We start from the raw sequence: 16,191 nt of genomic DNA on the forward strand, positions 1-16,191 counted from the left end.
TCTGTGCTCGAATTGGAGCTGATCCGATCGTCGGGAAATGGCAGCTCGTCTAGTCGGAGGTCAATGCAGCTTCCTGCGGCATGACCAATGACATCGGCGTTGCCGGTCGACTTCGGAACTTCATCCCGACTTGCTGCAAAAATGCAGGCAAGGGCGGCCATCCGGAGTCCGGTACTTTTGCGCGCGGACGATGGCTGATGCAGCGACCCGCGCGACGGAGCTGAAGGCTCTATTGAGGCTAAAAGAACCCTTTTGATGCATTCATCGGCACAAGTCGTTGAACCCGCAGCAAATGCGAACGCCCTCCGAGTGCACCATATTCCCAAAGCGGAGATACATCGTCGCTATGGGCTTCACACTGGCCGAGCATCCGGCTCAGAATTTTCGAGGAGATCGCGCGAAGCGTTTGCTACCACGACGCCCCGAGATGCGCACGCTGCTGGCGGCGTTCGAGGATGCCTGGATCCGAGCCGTTGCCCTGGATCCGAGCCGTTGCCTATGACAGCGCCGATACCCTTTCGCGGCGCGTCGCGGTGGCGCGTGAAATGGCGGTGCCGGTGACGGCCATCGTCGGCGAGTGCGAGATGAGGGACGTCCGAGTAAGCCTGCGCGAGCGCGACGGCTTACGGGCCGACGTTCCGCTGGCCGAGGCGGTGTCCCGCCTGCAGGCGAGGGCCCGGCCGGGCGCCTTGCGGCTGAAGCATGCGACGGTCGGGGCTTCGGTGGGTGTTGCCCCAAGTAAGCGCTTCGAGCATCTGCACACTAACGGTATCTGACGGGGTGATCGGGTCAGCTTTGCGCAAAATGCGCAATAAGTCTTGAATTTTGCGCGATATGATCATACACGGCCTGCGTTTGCTCGTTTTAACAGCAAAACGTGCAAAAATGATCGGAAGTGCGGTGCGCCGGAGGACAACAGAAATGCAGGTTCCAATTAAGCGGGCGATCGAGAGCGTGCCTGGCGGGATGATGGTGGTCCCTCTGTTGGTCGGGGCGCTTATTGCCACCTTCTTTCCGGATACCCCGAAGTTTTTTGGCTCCTTTACCGGGGCACTGTTCTCTGGCGCGCTGACAATTCTCGCCGTGTTCTACGTTTGCATGGGCGCGAGCATCGACTTCCGCGCGACCCCCTACATTGTGAAGAAGGGCGGCACCCTGCTGATCGTGAAGGTTGGCGTGGCCGTTGTCCTCGGCCTGATCTTCGGCCGCATTTTGGGAGAGACGCCGGTCGCAGCTGGCATGTTCGCGGGTGTCTCGACGCTCGCGATCGTCGCCGCCATGAACGACACCAATGGCGGTCTCTATATGGCGTTGATGGGCCAATATGGACGTCCGCGTGACGTCGGCGCCTATACCGTCATGTCGCTGGAGAGCGGTCCTTTCCTCACCATGATCACTTTGGGCGTCGCCGGCCTCTCGGCATTTCCATGGCAGACCCTCGTGGGCGCTATCCTGCCTCTGGTGGTGGGTATGATCATCGGCAATCTCGACAGAGAGATGCGCGACTTCCTGAACCGCGCGGTGCCTGTGATGATCCCGTTCTTCGCCTTCGCGCTCGGCGCCGGCCTCGATCTGTCGAAGGTCTGGCAGGCCGGCCTGCTCGGCCTCGGCATGGGAGTGGCCGTGGTGGTTGTGACCGGCATCCCGCTGTTCCTCGCCGATCGCATCACTGGCGGGAATGGGGTCGCGGGTGTTGCGGCGGCCTCGACGGCCGGTAATGCGGCGGCCGTCCCGGCGATTGTCGCCGCGGCGAATCCGGCCTATGCGGACGCGGCGCGGCCTGCGACTATCCTCGTCGCGGCGTGCGTCGTGGTTACCGCAATCCTCGTGCCGATCGTCACCGCCTGGACAGCCCGCGTTGTTGGTCGCGACGTCGAGGAGCCTGCAGAAGAGAACAACGTGGCTTCTGCCGGCAAGATGACCCCTGCGGCGCGCTCGGTTGTCACTGAGGCAAGTCACTGAAGCAGGTCGCTGAAGATGGCCCCTAAAGCGTTTTCGACCGAAGTGGATACCGGTTTGCGTCAAGAAAACGCGTCAAGCCAAAGCTGGCTGATCGTCGCTGACGATCTCACCGGTGCCGCGGACTGTGCGATCGCCTTCGGCAGAAGGGGGCGTGCGGCTGCGGTGACTTGGGGTGAGGTGACCGACGCGTCGGGCTACCAGCTGCCCGTCCTGGCCTACGATGCCGCGAGTCGAGGTCTTTCGGCCGGGGCCGCTGCAGCCCGCCATGCCGATGTGCTGGCGCGCCTGTGCGAAGGCGGACGTATTCTTTTCAAGAAGATTGACTCGACGCTACGGGGGCAACCTGCAGCGGAGACTGCCGCCGCGCTTGCGCATCTCAAGTCACGGTCGGGCCCGGCCTTTGGCGTGTTCGCGCCGGCCTTTCCGGCCACCGGCCGCACCACCATCGACGGGCGTATCCTGGTCAAAGGCCGCCCGCTCGAGGAGGCTGAGGTCTGGCACCGCGACCACACCTACCCGAATGCCGATCTTGTCGACGTTCTCGCGACCGCGGGCGTTCGCGGTGAGAAGGTCAAGCTCGCTGCCGTGCGCGGTGGCGATCTCAAAGCCACGTTCGCGAGGCTCGCCCGGGAGGGCGACGTGGTCGCGACCTGCGACGCCGAGACTGAACACGATCTGCGTTTGATCGCGGAGGCGAGCCTGCATGCATCGCCCGCAACCTTCTTTATCGGCAGCGCCGGCCTCGCGCACGCGCTGGCCGGCCTCGAAGTCAGCCATGCCGTCGAGCCGCTGCGCATTCCGACGAGCGCATCCGGCACCCTGATCGTGGTGGGCTCGCTCGCCGGCGTATCTCGCGCCGCCGCGCGCGAGCTGGAGGCGACCGGCACCGTGGCGCATTTCCCGGTCGCGCCGGAGAGGCTGCTCAACGATGGTGCCGGCCGGGCGGCGCTCGCCGCGGACGTGATGAAACGACTTGCCGGCGGCTGCGATACACTGGTTGAGATCATGATGGATGATCACCCCGACATGTCGCTCGGCCCGCAGCTCGCCAAGGGGCTCGCCGACGCTCTTGAGGCCGTCGCACCCGCGGTCGGCGCCTTCGCTGCGACCGGCGGCGAAACCGCCGCGGCGATGCTGGCGCGCTTCGGCGTCAACGGCATCCGTCTTGCCGACGAAATCGAGCCGGGCGTGTCGCTCGGCCTTACTCTTGGCCGATTGTCTGTTCCGATCGCCACCAAAGCGGGCGCGTTCGGTGACAAGAACAGTCTCATCCGCGTCAGCGAGCGGCTTCGCGCCGTCCGAACCAAAGGAAGTTTCATATGACTCGTCCGACCATTGCGATCACCATGGGAGATCCGGCAGGTATCGGGCCCGAGGTGATCATGAAGGCGCTGGCGCAGCCGCAGGTGCAGGCGATCTGCAATGCGCTGGTGATCGGCGACTCCAACCGTCTGCGCAAGGCCGGTCAGATCGTCGGCGTGCCGCTTGAGGTCGATGCGTTGAGCGACGCGAAGCAGGCGAATTTTGCGTCGAAGGCCGTGCAGTGCGTTGACCTGAAGCTGGTGCCGGACGATCTGCCGTTCGGCAGGCTGTCGGCGACGGCAGGTGAGGCGGCCTATCGCTATATCGAGAGAGCCGTGCAGGTGGTGCAGGCAGGGCTCGCGCAGGGCATCTGCACCGCGCCGCTTTCCAAGGAAGCGCTGCATGCGGCCGGCCACAAATATCCCGGCCATACCGAGCTCCTAGCGCATCTGACCGGCACGCCGGAAGTATCGATGATGCTGGTGTCGCCGAAACTCCGCGTCATTCACGTGACCACGCATATCGGCCTGCTCGATGCGATCGAGAAGATCGAGCCCGGCCTCGTCGAGCGTGTCATCGCACGAGGACATGACGTGCTGGTGCGCGCCGGCGTCGCCAATCCGAAGATCGGCGTCTGCGCCATCAATCCGCATGCCGGCGAGAACGGGCTGTTCGGTCGCGGCGAGGAAGCCGCGAAGATCGCGCCGGCCGTGGAAGCCTGTCAGCGCAAGGGCTGGGACGTGCACGGCCCCCTGCCTGCTGACACGCTGTTCTTCCTGGCCGGCCGCGGCGACTACGACATGGTGGTCGCGATGTATCACGATCAGGGCCATGGACCCATCAAGGTGCTGGGGCTGGAAGCCGGTGTGAACATCACTGTTGGTCTGCCGGTGATCCGCACCTCGGTCGATCACGGGACCGCCTTCGACATCGCGGGCAAGGGCATCGCCGACGAGCGCAGCCTCATCGAGGCGCTGCGGCAGGCGGTCGATCTCGCGCCGAAGAAGGCGGCTTGAGGGGGCTGCGCGGGCTCCTCAGGATGAGGGGCGAGATGCGCGTTAAGCGCTGGCATTGCGCGGCCGATGCATCGTGGTATCCATCGGCCGTGCCGCGAAGCCGATACGGTCGAGCTCGGCTGACGGCAATGAATCCGGGGGCTGAGGTTCGATGTCGATGCGCAGCAAGGAGCGTCACGCTCGTCTGTTGGAAGCACTGAACGCGGGGGAGATCGATGTCGACGATCTCGCGCGGCGCTTTGACGTCTCCGCTTCCACCGTGCGGCGCGACCTGCAGCATCTTTCCAAGAGCAATGCCGTGCGCCGCACCTATGGCGGCGCCATTCTCACGGCCCACGCGAACGAGACGACGCTCGAGCAGCGCCTCGCGGTTCAGGGCAAACAGAAGCAGGCGATCGCGCGCACGGCGATCGATCTGATCGAGGATGGCGACACGCTGATTCTCGATGCCGGCTCGACGGTCGCAGCCTTCGGCCGACTGCTGCAGCAGCGGCGGCTGCGCATCATCACCAACAATCTTGCGCTGCTGCCCTTCCTCGCCAAGGCTCCAAGCATAGAGCTTGTGGTGCTGGGCGGCGCGCTGCGCACCACCAGCATGAGCACCATGGGGCCGCTCGCCAATGAGGCGCTGCGGCGCATGACCGCGGACCGCGCCGTCATGAGCGCCGACGGCGTGGTGAATGGCCGTGGCCTGTGCGAAGCGGATCTCGAACAGGTCGCACTGAAGTCGCTGATGATGCAGCAGTCGAAGGAAGTCATCGTTCTCGCCGACGCCAGCAAGCTCGGCCGCGCCGAACAGATGGCCTGGGCGCCGCTGCCGCCGCGCTGGACTCTGGTGACTGATGTCGGCGCATCTGAGGAGCAGTGCAAGCGTCTCGCCGATGCGGGAGCGCGCGTGATCGTTGCCGGCGTCCGCTGAGCCGGCATCGTAATTTTTCGCGCGATCGGAAAAAATATCGACCGAGGCGGGGTTGCGGTAGGGAATTGCTGAACTGGAGCGCAATGCCGTCAAGTTGAATCGTCATATGCCAGGCGGCGATCACCAGACGAGGTTCGCCATGGCGTGCATAGGAGTGGTTCTTCGAACGGCCCTTGGATCAGCCGTCGGTGAGTTTGCGACCGAGATCGTTAGTCGCCGAGTTATCGGCACCCGGCGACGACTTTCCTCAAGATCGCTTACTCGCTGGAAGCAGATAGAGCCCGAGCTCAAGCTCGTGCGCCCGTACAGTACTGAAAAATAAGAGAAACTGGCGCGCTCGACACGATTTCGAACGTGTGACCTTTGCCTTCGGAGGGCAACTCTAAGCGACCGCTTGAAATAGCAATTTGAGATGGTTGCACGTCCGCGATTTGAACCTACCGATCGATGGCCTTGTAGTCGCAGTTGACCCGTCAAGTCCGAGTAGCGCGTGTTTGGATATCAGGCAGTGCAATCACTATGATCGTGCGACGAATGCCCACTTTCAGTCGGTTAAGCCCAGTGATGCGACCAGCAAGTCATTGATTTTTCTCAGGCCAGGGCTGTCTCTTAATCAGCGGCTTTGTCGCAAGGCGGTCGCCGGAACAGGCAAGCGGATGTTGAATTCGCTCGCGTGTTACGAACGGCCTCAAGCACACGATCGGATGATGTACGGCAGGTTCGGTTTCTGTGGGAAAAGGCGGTAGCGGTCTAGCGACTCGAACCCCCGGATCCAACGCCAACCACCGATTGACCACCGAAACTCCGTGAACAAACAGCGATGACGGTGGTCAATCAGGATCGAGCTTTATTGTTTTCGTTGATTTTTTCGACCGCTGATCGTTCGGGACGCAGGGGTCGCAGGTTCGAATCCTGCCACTCCGACCATTCATTCAAGCACTTATAGTTTCTGTGTTTTTTGTGCGCAACGAATTGCGCATCGATTTCCGGCGCGGCAGCCATGTCCGTCGATTCCGGTCCGCATGCCCCCGATATCGGCGAGTCGCAGGAATGAGTCGCCTCGAACTTGCGCCGCTCGGAACCAGAGGCGGGACGATCGGGAAGCCTACTTTCCGGTCGATGAGCCGATCCTGCCCGCCATCAAAGCACGAATACCCCGTGCCGAGTAGTGCTCGCTGTGTCGCCGCAAGTGCCGACATCGCGCCTGTCAGGGATTACCGACCTCGAAGGCCAGCAGGACGTTGCCGGGCAATCCGCTCCATTGCGCATAGCCGGAATTAACGTACAGCATGCCATCGACGACGATCGGACCGGGCCCGTCCATGGCACCGCCACGGGCCGCAACGCCGTTCACCGTGGTGTAGTCGCGGGCGGTATCGATCTCCCAAAGCAGTCGTGCATCATCGGTCGCGTAGGCGCGCAAGAAGCCGCTGACGCCGCCCGAGAAGACGACACCGGGAATCAGCGTGATCGCTGCGGAGAGGGCGGGGCTGCACTGGAGACGATCGCCGCAGGCAACCGGCGCCACCTGCAGCACGATTTTTCCGGTCGCAAGATCGAGGCCGAACAGGCCGCCGCCTTCGCTTGAATTAAGCCGCCGCGAGCCGTCCTTGAGAAACCGCACGTCCGAATTGGCGACATAAATTCGGGCCTGGTCCGCGGCGGAGCCCCACTCGGTCCCGCCCAACGGGCCGCCCTGTCCGATCCGCGTCTGCCAGAGGATCTTGCCTTCATGGTCGGGGTCCAGCGCGTGCACCACCCCGGATTTCTGGCCGATTACGAGCATGCGCTGTCCGTCGCGCAGGTTCACCAGGATAGGCGATTGTCCGAAATCATGGTCGGGGCCGCGATCTTGCGGGCAGTTGCTCTGGTCGATGCCGAAACACGCAACGACGAAGCTGTCCTTCGGCGTCGCCTGCTGGTGCCAAAGCATTCGGCCGGTCGCGAGATCGAGTGCGAGGATGGCGTCGCTGGTGTCGGTTGCCGGGTCGGCATAGCTGTTCGATGTCGCGACATAGAGCGCCTGGCGCTGCACGTCGATCGTCGGCGCGGACCAGACCGACGCGCCGGCCGGACCGAACAGCTGGGTCCCGACGGCGTTCGTCCGTGTCGGCTGCGGCGCTTCGGGAATGGTATAGGTCTTCCAGATCTGCGCGCCGGTCTCTGCCTTCAGCGCCACGACACTGCCGCGAAACGTGCAGCATTGGTAGGTGGGGCGCGACCCCGTGGCCTCCTCGATCGATGAGACGCCGACATAGACGACACCGGCATGGAAGACCGGTGCACCGGTGATCCGGGCGGCCGCATGATCGTCGATCTTGCTCGTCCAGATCAGCGCGCCGGTCGTCGCGTTCACGGCATAGACGTTGGCGCGCACATCGCCAAAGAAAATGACAGACTGACCGTTATCCAGCGTGGCGAAACTGATCGCCGCGCGGACCGGCGCGTCGGTGGGAAACAGCCAGCGCGTGCATCCGGTCTTGGCGTCGAGGGCGTGGACCTTGCGGTCGCCGCCGCCGACGAACAGCAAGCCGCCGACCACAGTCGGCTGGGCGAACGCGACGGACGTGTCAGGAAACCCGAACGCCCATTTCAGGCGCAATCGCGGGACCTGGTCTTGCGTGAGGCCGGCCATCGCCGCCGGCTGAAACCGGCTGTTGTTGATATCCGCGCCCCAGCCGTTCCACCGCGGTCCGTCGATCGGCTGCGGAAAACCGGCCGCGCTCTGCGCACATTGGCCTGCATTCTCAGCCGCCTCATGCGATGCGGCCTTGCCGGTGATGAGGGAGGCGATCGCGGCTCGCTCGTCGTTGCTCAGTCCCTGTGCGAACGATGCCATCGGGCCCGCGGTGATCGCGCCCAGAACCTCATCGAACGATCTTGATTGCAGCGCGGCGCGGCTCGGCGCGCGGACATCCTTGTCGCCGCTGTCGTGACACTGCGCGCAGCGTTGCGCGTAGAGGGTGGCTCCGCCTTGCTGCGCAGTCGCAGGCAGGCAAGACCAAACCAGGGCGACGGCAATCGCAGCACTCAGTTTCATCGCGGTTCACCGGCGTTGGCTTTTGATGAGATGAGCGATGGAAGCGTAGCACAACCCCGGTGGTTGTCGTCGCGCCTGGCGGAGGCCGGCGGCGTGCATGAGTCGGTGCCGAACCTGATCGCGGCTCGCGGCGGGACGCCAATGACCGCGACCTGGCTGCCCCCAAATTCAGACGCCTGCCGGCGTGATCTCCCATTGACAGGCCGTCGATATGATAGAATTATAACACAATAAGTTGCAAAAATAACAACATGTCAGCATCGTACCAGCGCCGCGCGCCGGTGACGGGAGGAAAGTTTGGAGTTGTCCGGTTCGATCGCGGCAGAGCCTCGGCCGTCGGCGGCGCTTTTGTTGGTCGGTGGCATCAACAAGCGCTTTGGCGGTGTGCGGGCATTGCGCGACGTCGACCTCGAGGTCCGCGCCGGCGAGGTGCACGCGTTGCTGGGCGAGAACGGGGCCGGAAAATCCACGCTGATCAAGATCCTCAGTGGTGTTCATGCGGCAGACAGCGGCACCATCGAGATCGCCGGCAAGCCGGCGACCTTCGACAGCCCGGCACGATCGCGCGAAGCGGGGATCGCTGTCGTCTATCAGGACCTCAGTCTCGTTGAATCGCTCAGCGTCGCCGACAATCTGTTGCTCGGCCGCGAGCCGCGCGCGCGGTTCGGCTTTGTCCGCAAGCGCGAGCTGATGGCGAAAGCCGAGGCGTTCCTGAGCGAGCTCGGCATTCCCCTCGATACGAAAGCGACGGTCGGCTCGCTGCCGTTCGCCTATCGCCAGATGACCGAGATCGCCAAGGCGTTGATGGGCGAGGTGCGGCTGCTGATCCTCGATGAGCCGACATCCTCGCTGACGTCGGACGAAGTCCGCATCCTGTTCGATGCGATCGGCAAGGCGACGCGCCGCGGCATCGGTGTGATCTATGTGACGCATCGGCTCAACGAGGTCTTCGAGATCTCGCAGCGCGTCACGGTGCTGCGCGACGGCGCCAATGCCGGCACCTTCGTCACCGCCGAGACCGACATGAAGCGGCTGGTCAACGCCATCATCGGAACCGATCGATCGGCGCCCGCTGCGTCGCGCGCCGCGCCCGCTGCAGCGCGTTCGATCGATTCATCGCCGGTCCTGTCGCTCTCGGGCGTTTCCAACGATCGGCTATCGGCCGTCGAGTTGTCCGTGATGAAGGGTGAGATCCACGGCCTCGCCGGATTGATCGGCAGCGGGCGCACCGAGATTCTGGAGACCATCTTCGGCCTCCGGCCGGTCGAGCGCGGCACGCTCGAGACCGAGGGCCGGCCATGGCTGCCGAAGGGCGCGGCCGATGCGATCGACCACGGCGTCGCACTGGTGCCGGAAGATCGTCACGTGCAGGGTCTGGTGCTGGACCATTCGATCGAGCGCAACATCACCTTGCCGCGGATTCCGCATTTCTCGCGCTGGGGCTTCATGCAGCAACGCGCCGCCGCCAGGCGCGCGGAAACGGCAATTGCTAGATTATCAGTAAAAGCGCAAGGCGGCTCCAGCCTGGTCAGGACGTTGTCCGGCGGCAACCAGCAGAAGGTCGTGTTCGGAAAATGGAATGATCCGCGGCCGCGCGTGCTGCTGCTCGACGAACCGACGGTCGGCGTCGATGTCGGCGCGCGCGAGGAAATCTATGGCGTGATCCGCAATGCCGCGCGCGATGGCAGTGGCGTGCTGGTCGTCTCGTCGGATCTCGTCGAGCTGATCGCGCTGTGTGACCGCATCTCCGTGATCGTGGATGGTCGCGTGGCGCGCACGCTCAAGCGCGGAGAGATCGATGATGCCGAAGAGCTGCATCATCTGCTGCAGATCTACCAGGCTTCAGAACAAGGCGTATTGCAAGAGCTGCCCGCATGACCGAACTGACCGCGCCCAATGTCGTCGCCGCGCCGACCCGATCCGATCGACGCCGCAAGCTGCTGCAGAACCTCCTGCGGGGCGAGCGGCCCTACATGCTGTACATCGCTTTTGTGATGCTCCTGGTGGTGTTCAGCCTGTCCTCGCCCTGGTTCCTGTCGGTCGACAATTTCCTGAACATCGGCCGCCAGACGACGCTGGTGTCGATTATCGCGGTCGGCATGACCTTCGTGATCATCGCGCGCCAGATCGATCTATCGGTCGCATCGACATTGGCGCTGTCAGGTATGGCCGCGGCGCTCGCGATGAGTCAGATCAACAACAGCTGGATCGTCGGCGCCGTCGCAGGCCTTGGCACCGGCGCGCTGGTCGGGCTGCTCAATGGCATCCTCACAACGCAGCTCTCGATCCCATCCTTCCTGGTGACGCTGGGATCGCTGAGCATGGCGCGGGGATTGGCGATGATGGTGACCAACACCAAGCCGGTCATCATCACCAACGAGACCTATTTCGCGATCTTTGGCGAAGGCACGTTTCTGGGTATCCCGGTTCCGATCGCGTGGACGCTGGTGGCGATGATCGTCGGCATCCTGCTGCTGCATTACAACGTGTTCGGCCGTCGCATCTATGCGGTCGGCGGCAATCCGACCGCGGCGCTCTATTCCGGCATCAACACCAAATGGGTGACGACCGCGGCGTTCGTGCTGACCGGCATATTGGCCGGACTTGCGGCGCTGGTGCTTTCCGCGCGCTCGCATGCCGCACGGCCCGACGTCGTGCAGGGCATGGAGCTCGACGTCATCGCCGCCGTGATCCTCGGTGGCTGCAGCCTGTTCGGCGGCCGCGGCTACATCCTGGGAACGCTGTTCGGCAGCCTCATCATTGGCACGCTCAACAACGGCCTCGTGCTGCTCGGCGTCAGCTCGCCGATGCAGCTCGTCATCAAGGGAGCGATCATCGTGGCCGCGGTCGCATTCACGAAGCGCTAGAGCGCCGCGTTGCAAGGGTAGGGGCAAGGTCGTCGGCCTCCGGTCAATCGGCGACCAAAAAGGGAGGAAACAATGAAGCCAATCTTGCGACAAACCCTGCCGCTGACCGCACTGATCGCGGCGACGGCCATTTCGATTGCCCCTGCGGCTCGCGCCGAAGTGCCGGCGACCTGCGTCAAGGGCGTCGATCTTGCGACGCTTGGACCAAAATCGATCGTCGGCCAGGGGCCGCATGGCGAGAAGGCGGCTTCGCCGGAAGTGCTTGCACTGTCGGACGCCGATGCCGCCAAGATCAAGGAGAAGAACTTCAAGGTCGGCATCTCCATGCAGACCGTCAATCTCGACTGGGCGCAGTTGCAGATCCAGGGCATCACCGACACGCTGAAGAAGTACGGCGTGACGGTGACAGGCGTCGCGTCCGCCGAATATCAGGTCGACAAGCAGATCGCCGATATCGAGAACACCATCCAGCAGCATCCGGACGGCATCATCTCGATCCCGGTCGATTTCACCGCAACCGCGCCGACCTACAAGAAGATCGCCAGGGCCGGCATCAAGCTGGTGCTGATGGACAGCATTCCGACCGGCCTGAAGCATCCGGAGGAATATGCCTCGATGATCTCGGCGGACAGCCAGGGCAACGGCCAGATCGCGGCCCAGATCCTGGCGTCCTGCCTGGCGCAGGGCTCAACCATCGGCCTCGTCAATTTCGGCGTTGACTATTTCAGCACCAACGAGCGCACCAAGGGGGTTCGCGAGTGGATGCAGAAGAACCGTCCCGACATCAAGATGAAGCAGGTCGACTTCACCGATCCGCCGAAAGTCTCGCAGATCGCCGGCGACTTCCTCACCGGCAATCCTGACGTCAAGGGCGTGTTCGCGGTCTGGGATCAGCCGGCGCTGGATACGCTGAGCTCGATGCGCGCGCAGGGCATCGATATTCCCGTCACGACCGTCGACCTCGGCCTGCAATCGGCGATCGAGATCGCCAAGGGCGGTCCCTTGAAGGCAACCGGGTCGCAGCGCCCCTATGATCAGGGCGTCGCGGAAGCGATGGCGATGATGAACGCGCTGCTTGGCAAGGAAACGCCCGGCTGGATCGGCGTGCAGTCGCTGCCGGTGACGCAGTCGAACGTGCTGGAATCCTACAAGACGGTGTTCAAGAAGGAGCCGCCGCCGGAACTGACCGACGCCTGCAACAAGGCAAAGCCTGCCTGCAACTGATCTTTGGCGCGATGCGCGGTTCGCGAGGCCGCGCGTCGCGGACGAGGCTGACCCGGGCGCGCCAGCCCCCGCCCGGGTCAGAGCCTTTTCGAGCGAAGCGCGCACCGGTTCGCGCGAAGAAAACGCGTCAGAACACGAATTGAGAACCCGCTCCGATCGGAACGGAAAAGGTTCTAGATTGCGCTGGTCACATATTCGACGGGAAGGCTGCGGAAGTGCTTGCGCATGTCCGATGACGCCCCGCCGCCGACGATGATCCGCGAGAACGCGCCGATATCGGAGAAGAATGCCGATTTGAGACTGCCGAGCTTGCTCGCGTCGATCACAAGGATACTCTCCATCGCGGTCTCGATGACGGCCTGCTTGACGGCGACTTCGTGAAAGTTCGAGCAACTCGCGCCGCGGGTCCAGTGCACGCCGCCGGCGGAGATGAAGGCCTTGTTGATCCCGAGCCGCCGCAGATAGGACAGGCCGTCGTCCGACGCAAAGGACTGCGACGACGGATGATAGAGCCCGCCCATCAACATCACCTGCGTCGCCGGTCGGTGCGTGACGATCGACGCCACGTTCATCGAATAGCAGATCACCGAGAGCGGCAGATCCTCGGGCAGGCAGTCCGCCAGCGACTGCATCGTCGTGCCGCAGTCGATGAAGATCGTATCGCCCTCCTTGATGGAGGCCGCGGCAGCCCGACAGGCGAGACGTTTGTCCTGGGTGTGCTGGTCGATCTCCTGCTCGAATGCGTACTTGATCCCGGTCGGCGATGCCGCGTTGACGACGTAGCCGCCGAGCAAAGCGAGTGCGGCATCCGGCCCGGCGAGGTCGCGCCGCACAGTCATTTCAGAAACTTTCAGGAGCTCGGCGGCGTCCTTCAGATGCAGCGTGCCACCCGACTCGACGGCACGGCGCAGCCTTTGCAGGCGCTGGACGCGTGTCTCGCTTGGTCGTGCGTTGGGGGTTTCAGCCATTTTGATCGCCGAGCTTGCTTCTCCGATTGACAATGATCTTACAATGTTGTGAGTTTATCAACGTCGATTTGTTACAATAATAACATCCGGTCCGTTGGGCTGATCGAGCGGTGGGGACGTGTCGTTCCTCAGGCGATCGGCAACCCAATGGCAAGGTCAGGGGAGGATCACATGTTGCGATCGACACATTCAATCTATCTGGCCATCTCCTCGATTCGCTAGGACCGCACGGCGCCGCCATGACGCAGAGCGTCTTCATACAGAATCCGTCCCCTTTGGCCGTGCAATCGCCTTCCCCGGGCGGCGAGCATCCGCATCCGATCCCGCGCAACAGCGGCCGTACGCTCGAGATGGATTGGGTCGACGAGATCAGGATCAATCTGTCAGCCGCCGAACGGCGCGTTGCGAGCCTGCCGGGCCGGCGAACGGTCAAGAAGGACGCGCAGGCGGCGTGGCTTCTCAAGGCGGTCACCTGCATCGACCTGACGACACTCAACGGCGACGATACGACCGAACGGGTGAAGCGCCTCTGCGCCAAAGCCAGGGCGCCGGTGCGCGGCGACGTTCTGGAGAAGCTCGGCTTTGCCGGGCGTGAGCTGCATACCGGTGCGGTCTGCGTCTACCATCGGTTCGTCGGCACGGCCGTCGAAGCGCTCGATGGATCGGGCATCCCGGTCGCTGCGGTCTCGACCGGGTTTCCCGCAGGCCTCGTGCCCCACGAACTGAAGCTGAAGGAGATCGAGGCGTCGGTGCGCGACGGCGCGCAGGAGATCGATGTCGTCATCACGCGTGAGCATGTGCTGACCGGCGACTGGCGGGCGCTCTACGCCGAGGTCCAGGATTTCCGCGCTGTCTGCGACAACGCGCATCTGAAGACGATCCTGGCGACCGGCGACCTCAAGACGCTGCGCAATGTCGCCAAGGCATCCATGGTCTGCATGATGGCCGGCGCCGATTTCATCAAGACCTCTACCGGCAAGGAAGGCGTCAACGCGACGCTGCCGGTGACGCTGGCGATGCTGCGCATGATCCGCGTCTATCAGGAGCGCACCGGCTACAAGATCGGCTTCAAGCCGGCCGGCGGAATCTCGACGGCAAAGGACGTGCTCAACTATCAGTTCCTGATGAAGGAGGAACTGGGGCGCGACTGGCTCGAGCCGGATCTGTTCCGCATCGGCGCCTCCAGCCTGCTTGCCGACATCGAGCGGCAGCTCGAGCATCACGTGACCGGCCACTACTCGGCTTTCAACCGCCACCCCGTGGGATGAGACTCCAGCGATGAGCGTCGCAAATTATTTCGAGACCATGGAGTATGGCCCCGCGCCCGAGGCGGACGGCGAGGCCCGCGCCTGGCTGGCGCGGCATGACGCTACGTTTGGGCACTTCGTCGCCGGCAAGTTCACAGCGCCGCATGCCGGCAAGCATCTCACGACGACCGAGCCCGCCACCGGCAAGACGCTGGCGCGGATCGCGCAGGGCGCTGCTGCCGATGTCGAGGCGGCGGTCAGTGCCGCGCGCACCGCGCAGACGGCGTGGGCTAAGCTCGGTGGTCACGGCCGCGCGCGTCATCTCTATGCATTGGCGCGCATGCTGCAGCGTCACGCCCGGCTGTTCGCCGTGCTGGAGGCGATCGACAACGGCAAGCCGATCCGGGAAACCCGCGATCTCGATGTGCCGCTCGCGGCGCGTCATTTCTACTATCACGCCGGCTGGGCGCAGTTGCAGGAGCGCGAATTCGCAGATCAGGTGCCGATCGGCGTGATCGGGCAGATCATCCCTTGGAATTTCCCGCTGCTGATGCTGGCCTGGAAGATCGCGCCGGCGCTCGCCGCGGGCAACACCGTGGTGCTGAAGCCAGCGGAGTTCACCTCGCTGACGGCGCTGCTGTTCGCCGAACTTTCGGCCGAGGCCGGCCTGCCGCCGGGCGTGCTGAACGTCGTGACCGGCGACGGTGCGACCGGTGCTCTGCTGGTCGAAAATCCCGGCGTCGACAAGATCGCCTTTACCGGATCGACCGAGGTCGGGCGGCTGATCCGTCAATCGACCGCTGGCACCGGCAAGTCGCTGACGCTGGAGCTCGGCGGCAAATCGCCGTTCATCGTATTCGACGACGCCGATATCGATGGCGCGGTGGAAGGTGTGGTCGATGCGATCTGGTTCAACCAGGGCCAGGTCTGCTGCGCCGGCTCGCGGCTACTGCTACAAGAGGGCATTGCGGAGACCTTCCGCAGGCGCCTGATCCGCCGCATGGAGACGCTTCGCGTCGGCATGCCGCTCGACAAGGCGATCGACATGGGCGCGGTGGTCGCCCCCGTGCAGCTCGAGCGGATCAAGGCGCTGGTCGAGATCGGGGTGAAGGAGGGCGCCGAGAAATATCAGGCGTCCGGCGCGATCCCGGCGGAAGGATGCTTCTATCCGCCGACCCTGCTCTGGAACGTGCATCCATCCTCGACGGTTGCGACCGAGGAGATCTTCGGCCCGGTCCTCGTGGCGATGACGTTCCGCACGCCGGACGAGGCCGTGATGCTCGCCAACAACACGCGCTACGGCCTTGCCGCGAGCGTGTGGAGCGAGACGATCGGATTGGCGCTCGATATCGCGCCGAAGCTGCTCGCCGGCGTGGTCTGGGTCAATGCCACCAATCTGTTCGACGCCAGCGTCGGCTTCGGCGGCTATCGCGAGTCAGGCTTCGGCCGCGAGGGCGGCCGCGAAGGCATGTATGAGTATCTCAAGCCGAAGGCCTGGAGTGGGCGCAAGGCGCGGGCCAAGACGTTGCCGCTGCCGACGGCGGCCGGCGCCGGCACCGGATTCGACGTGCCGCCGATCGATCGAACGGCAAAACTGTTCGTCGGCGGCAAGCAGGTCCGTCCGGACGGCAACTATTCGCGTGCGG

Annotated in this window: 12 protein-coding genes; 10 read left to right on the forward strand and 2 right to left on the reverse strand. The window is 63.9% G+C overall.

What is annotated here, in order from left to right:
- The first annotated feature begins 473 nt into the window (after positions 1-473).
- The 5 genes from FNJ47_RS36070 to FNJ47_RS36090 all read left to right on the forward strand — a co-directional run bounded on the left by FNJ47_RS36070 (position 474) and on the right by FNJ47_RS36090 (position 5,199).
- Complete coding sequence (locus tag FNJ47_RS36070; protein WP_163160655.1) at positions 474-776, forward strand: His/Gly/Thr/Pro-type tRNA ligase C-terminal domain-containing protein; 303 nt, start codon at positions 474-476, stop codon at positions 774-776.
- Between the two features lie 145 nt (positions 777-921).
- A complete protein-coding gene (locus tag FNJ47_RS36075; RefSeq protein WP_163160665.1) occupies positions 922-1,962 on the forward strand; it encodes a 2-keto-3-deoxygluconate permease in 1,041 nt (346 codons plus the stop codon).
- A 15-nt stretch (positions 1,963-1,977) separates the two neighbouring features.
- Positions 1,978-3,285 (forward strand): four-carbon acid sugar kinase family protein, encoded by a 1,308-nt coding sequence (locus FNJ47_RS36080; protein ID WP_163160656.1) that lies wholly within the window; start codon positions 1,978-1,980, stop codon positions 3,283-3,285.
- Complete coding sequence (gene pdxA, locus FNJ47_RS36085) at positions 3,282-4,280, forward strand: 4-hydroxythreonine-4-phosphate dehydrogenase PdxA (protein ID WP_163160657.1); 999 nt, start codon at positions 3,282-3,284, stop codon at positions 4,278-4,280. The genes FNJ47_RS36080 and pdxA overlap by 4 nt, the downstream gene beginning before the upstream one ends.
- A 151-nt stretch (positions 4,281-4,431) precedes the next feature.
- Positions 4,432-5,199, forward strand: a complete 768-nt coding sequence (locus FNJ47_RS36090; RefSeq protein WP_163160658.1) for a DeoR/GlpR family DNA-binding transcription regulator — start codon at positions 4,432-4,434, stop codon at positions 5,197-5,199.
- Positions 5,200-6,406: 1,207 nt separating this feature from the next.
- Here the strand turns inward: FNJ47_RS36090 and FNJ47_RS36095 are convergent.
- On the reverse strand, positions 6,407-8,239 hold the full coding sequence (locus FNJ47_RS36095; protein WP_163160659.1) for an outer membrane protein assembly factor BamB family protein: 1,833 nt from the start codon (positions 8,237-8,239) through the stop codon (positions 6,407-6,409).
- A 303-nt stretch (positions 8,240-8,542) separates the two neighbouring features.
- On the opposite strand from FNJ47_RS36095, the gene FNJ47_RS36100 reads away from it, so the two are divergent.
- The 3 genes from FNJ47_RS36100 (at position 8,543) to FNJ47_RS36110 (ending at position 12,330) form a co-directional block, all read left to right on the forward strand.
- Positions 8,543-10,117: a sugar ABC transporter ATP-binding protein gene (locus FNJ47_RS36100; protein ID WP_165446020.1), complete on the forward strand. Its 1,575-nt coding sequence runs from the start codon at positions 8,543-8,545 to the stop codon at positions 10,115-10,117.
- Positions 10,114-11,106, forward strand: a complete 993-nt coding sequence (locus tag FNJ47_RS36105; RefSeq protein ID WP_163160660.1) for an ABC transporter permease — start codon at positions 10,114-10,116, stop codon at positions 11,104-11,106. The genes FNJ47_RS36100 and FNJ47_RS36105 overlap by 4 nt, the downstream gene beginning before the upstream one ends.
- Before the next feature lie 72 nt (positions 11,107-11,178).
- On the forward strand, positions 11,179-12,330 hold the full coding sequence (locus FNJ47_RS36110) for a substrate-binding domain-containing protein (protein WP_163160661.1): 1,152 nt from the start codon (positions 11,179-11,181) through the stop codon (positions 12,328-12,330).
- 173 nt (positions 12,331-12,503) lie between these two features.
- Here FNJ47_RS36110 and FNJ47_RS36115 read toward each other — a convergent pair whose 3' ends face one another.
- Positions 12,504-13,298 (reverse strand): DeoR/GlpR family DNA-binding transcription regulator, encoded by a 795-nt coding sequence (locus FNJ47_RS36115; RefSeq protein WP_163160662.1) that lies wholly within the window; start codon positions 13,296-13,298, stop codon positions 12,504-12,506.
- 350 nt (positions 13,299-13,648) lie between these two features.
- Here FNJ47_RS36115 and deoC point away from each other — a divergent pair, with 350 nt between their 5' ends.
- Together deoC and FNJ47_RS36125 are read left to right on the forward strand one after the other, a co-directional pair.
- Positions 13,649-14,566: a deoxyribose-phosphate aldolase gene (gene deoC / locus FNJ47_RS36120; protein WP_430649444.1), complete on the forward strand. Its 918-nt coding sequence runs from the start codon at positions 13,649-13,651 to the stop codon at positions 14,564-14,566.
- A gap of 10 nt (positions 14,567-14,576) precedes the next feature.
- Positions 14,577-16,191, forward strand: a 1,615-nt coding sequence (locus FNJ47_RS36125; protein WP_163160664.1) for an aldehyde dehydrogenase family protein, incomplete at its 3' end; no start/stop codon positions are given.

Origin of the sequence: Bradyrhizobium uaiense (assembly GCF_010811875.1) — a bacterium.
GTDB lineage: Bacteria > Pseudomonadota > Alphaproteobacteria > Rhizobiales > Xanthobacteraceae > Bradyrhizobium > Bradyrhizobium uaiense.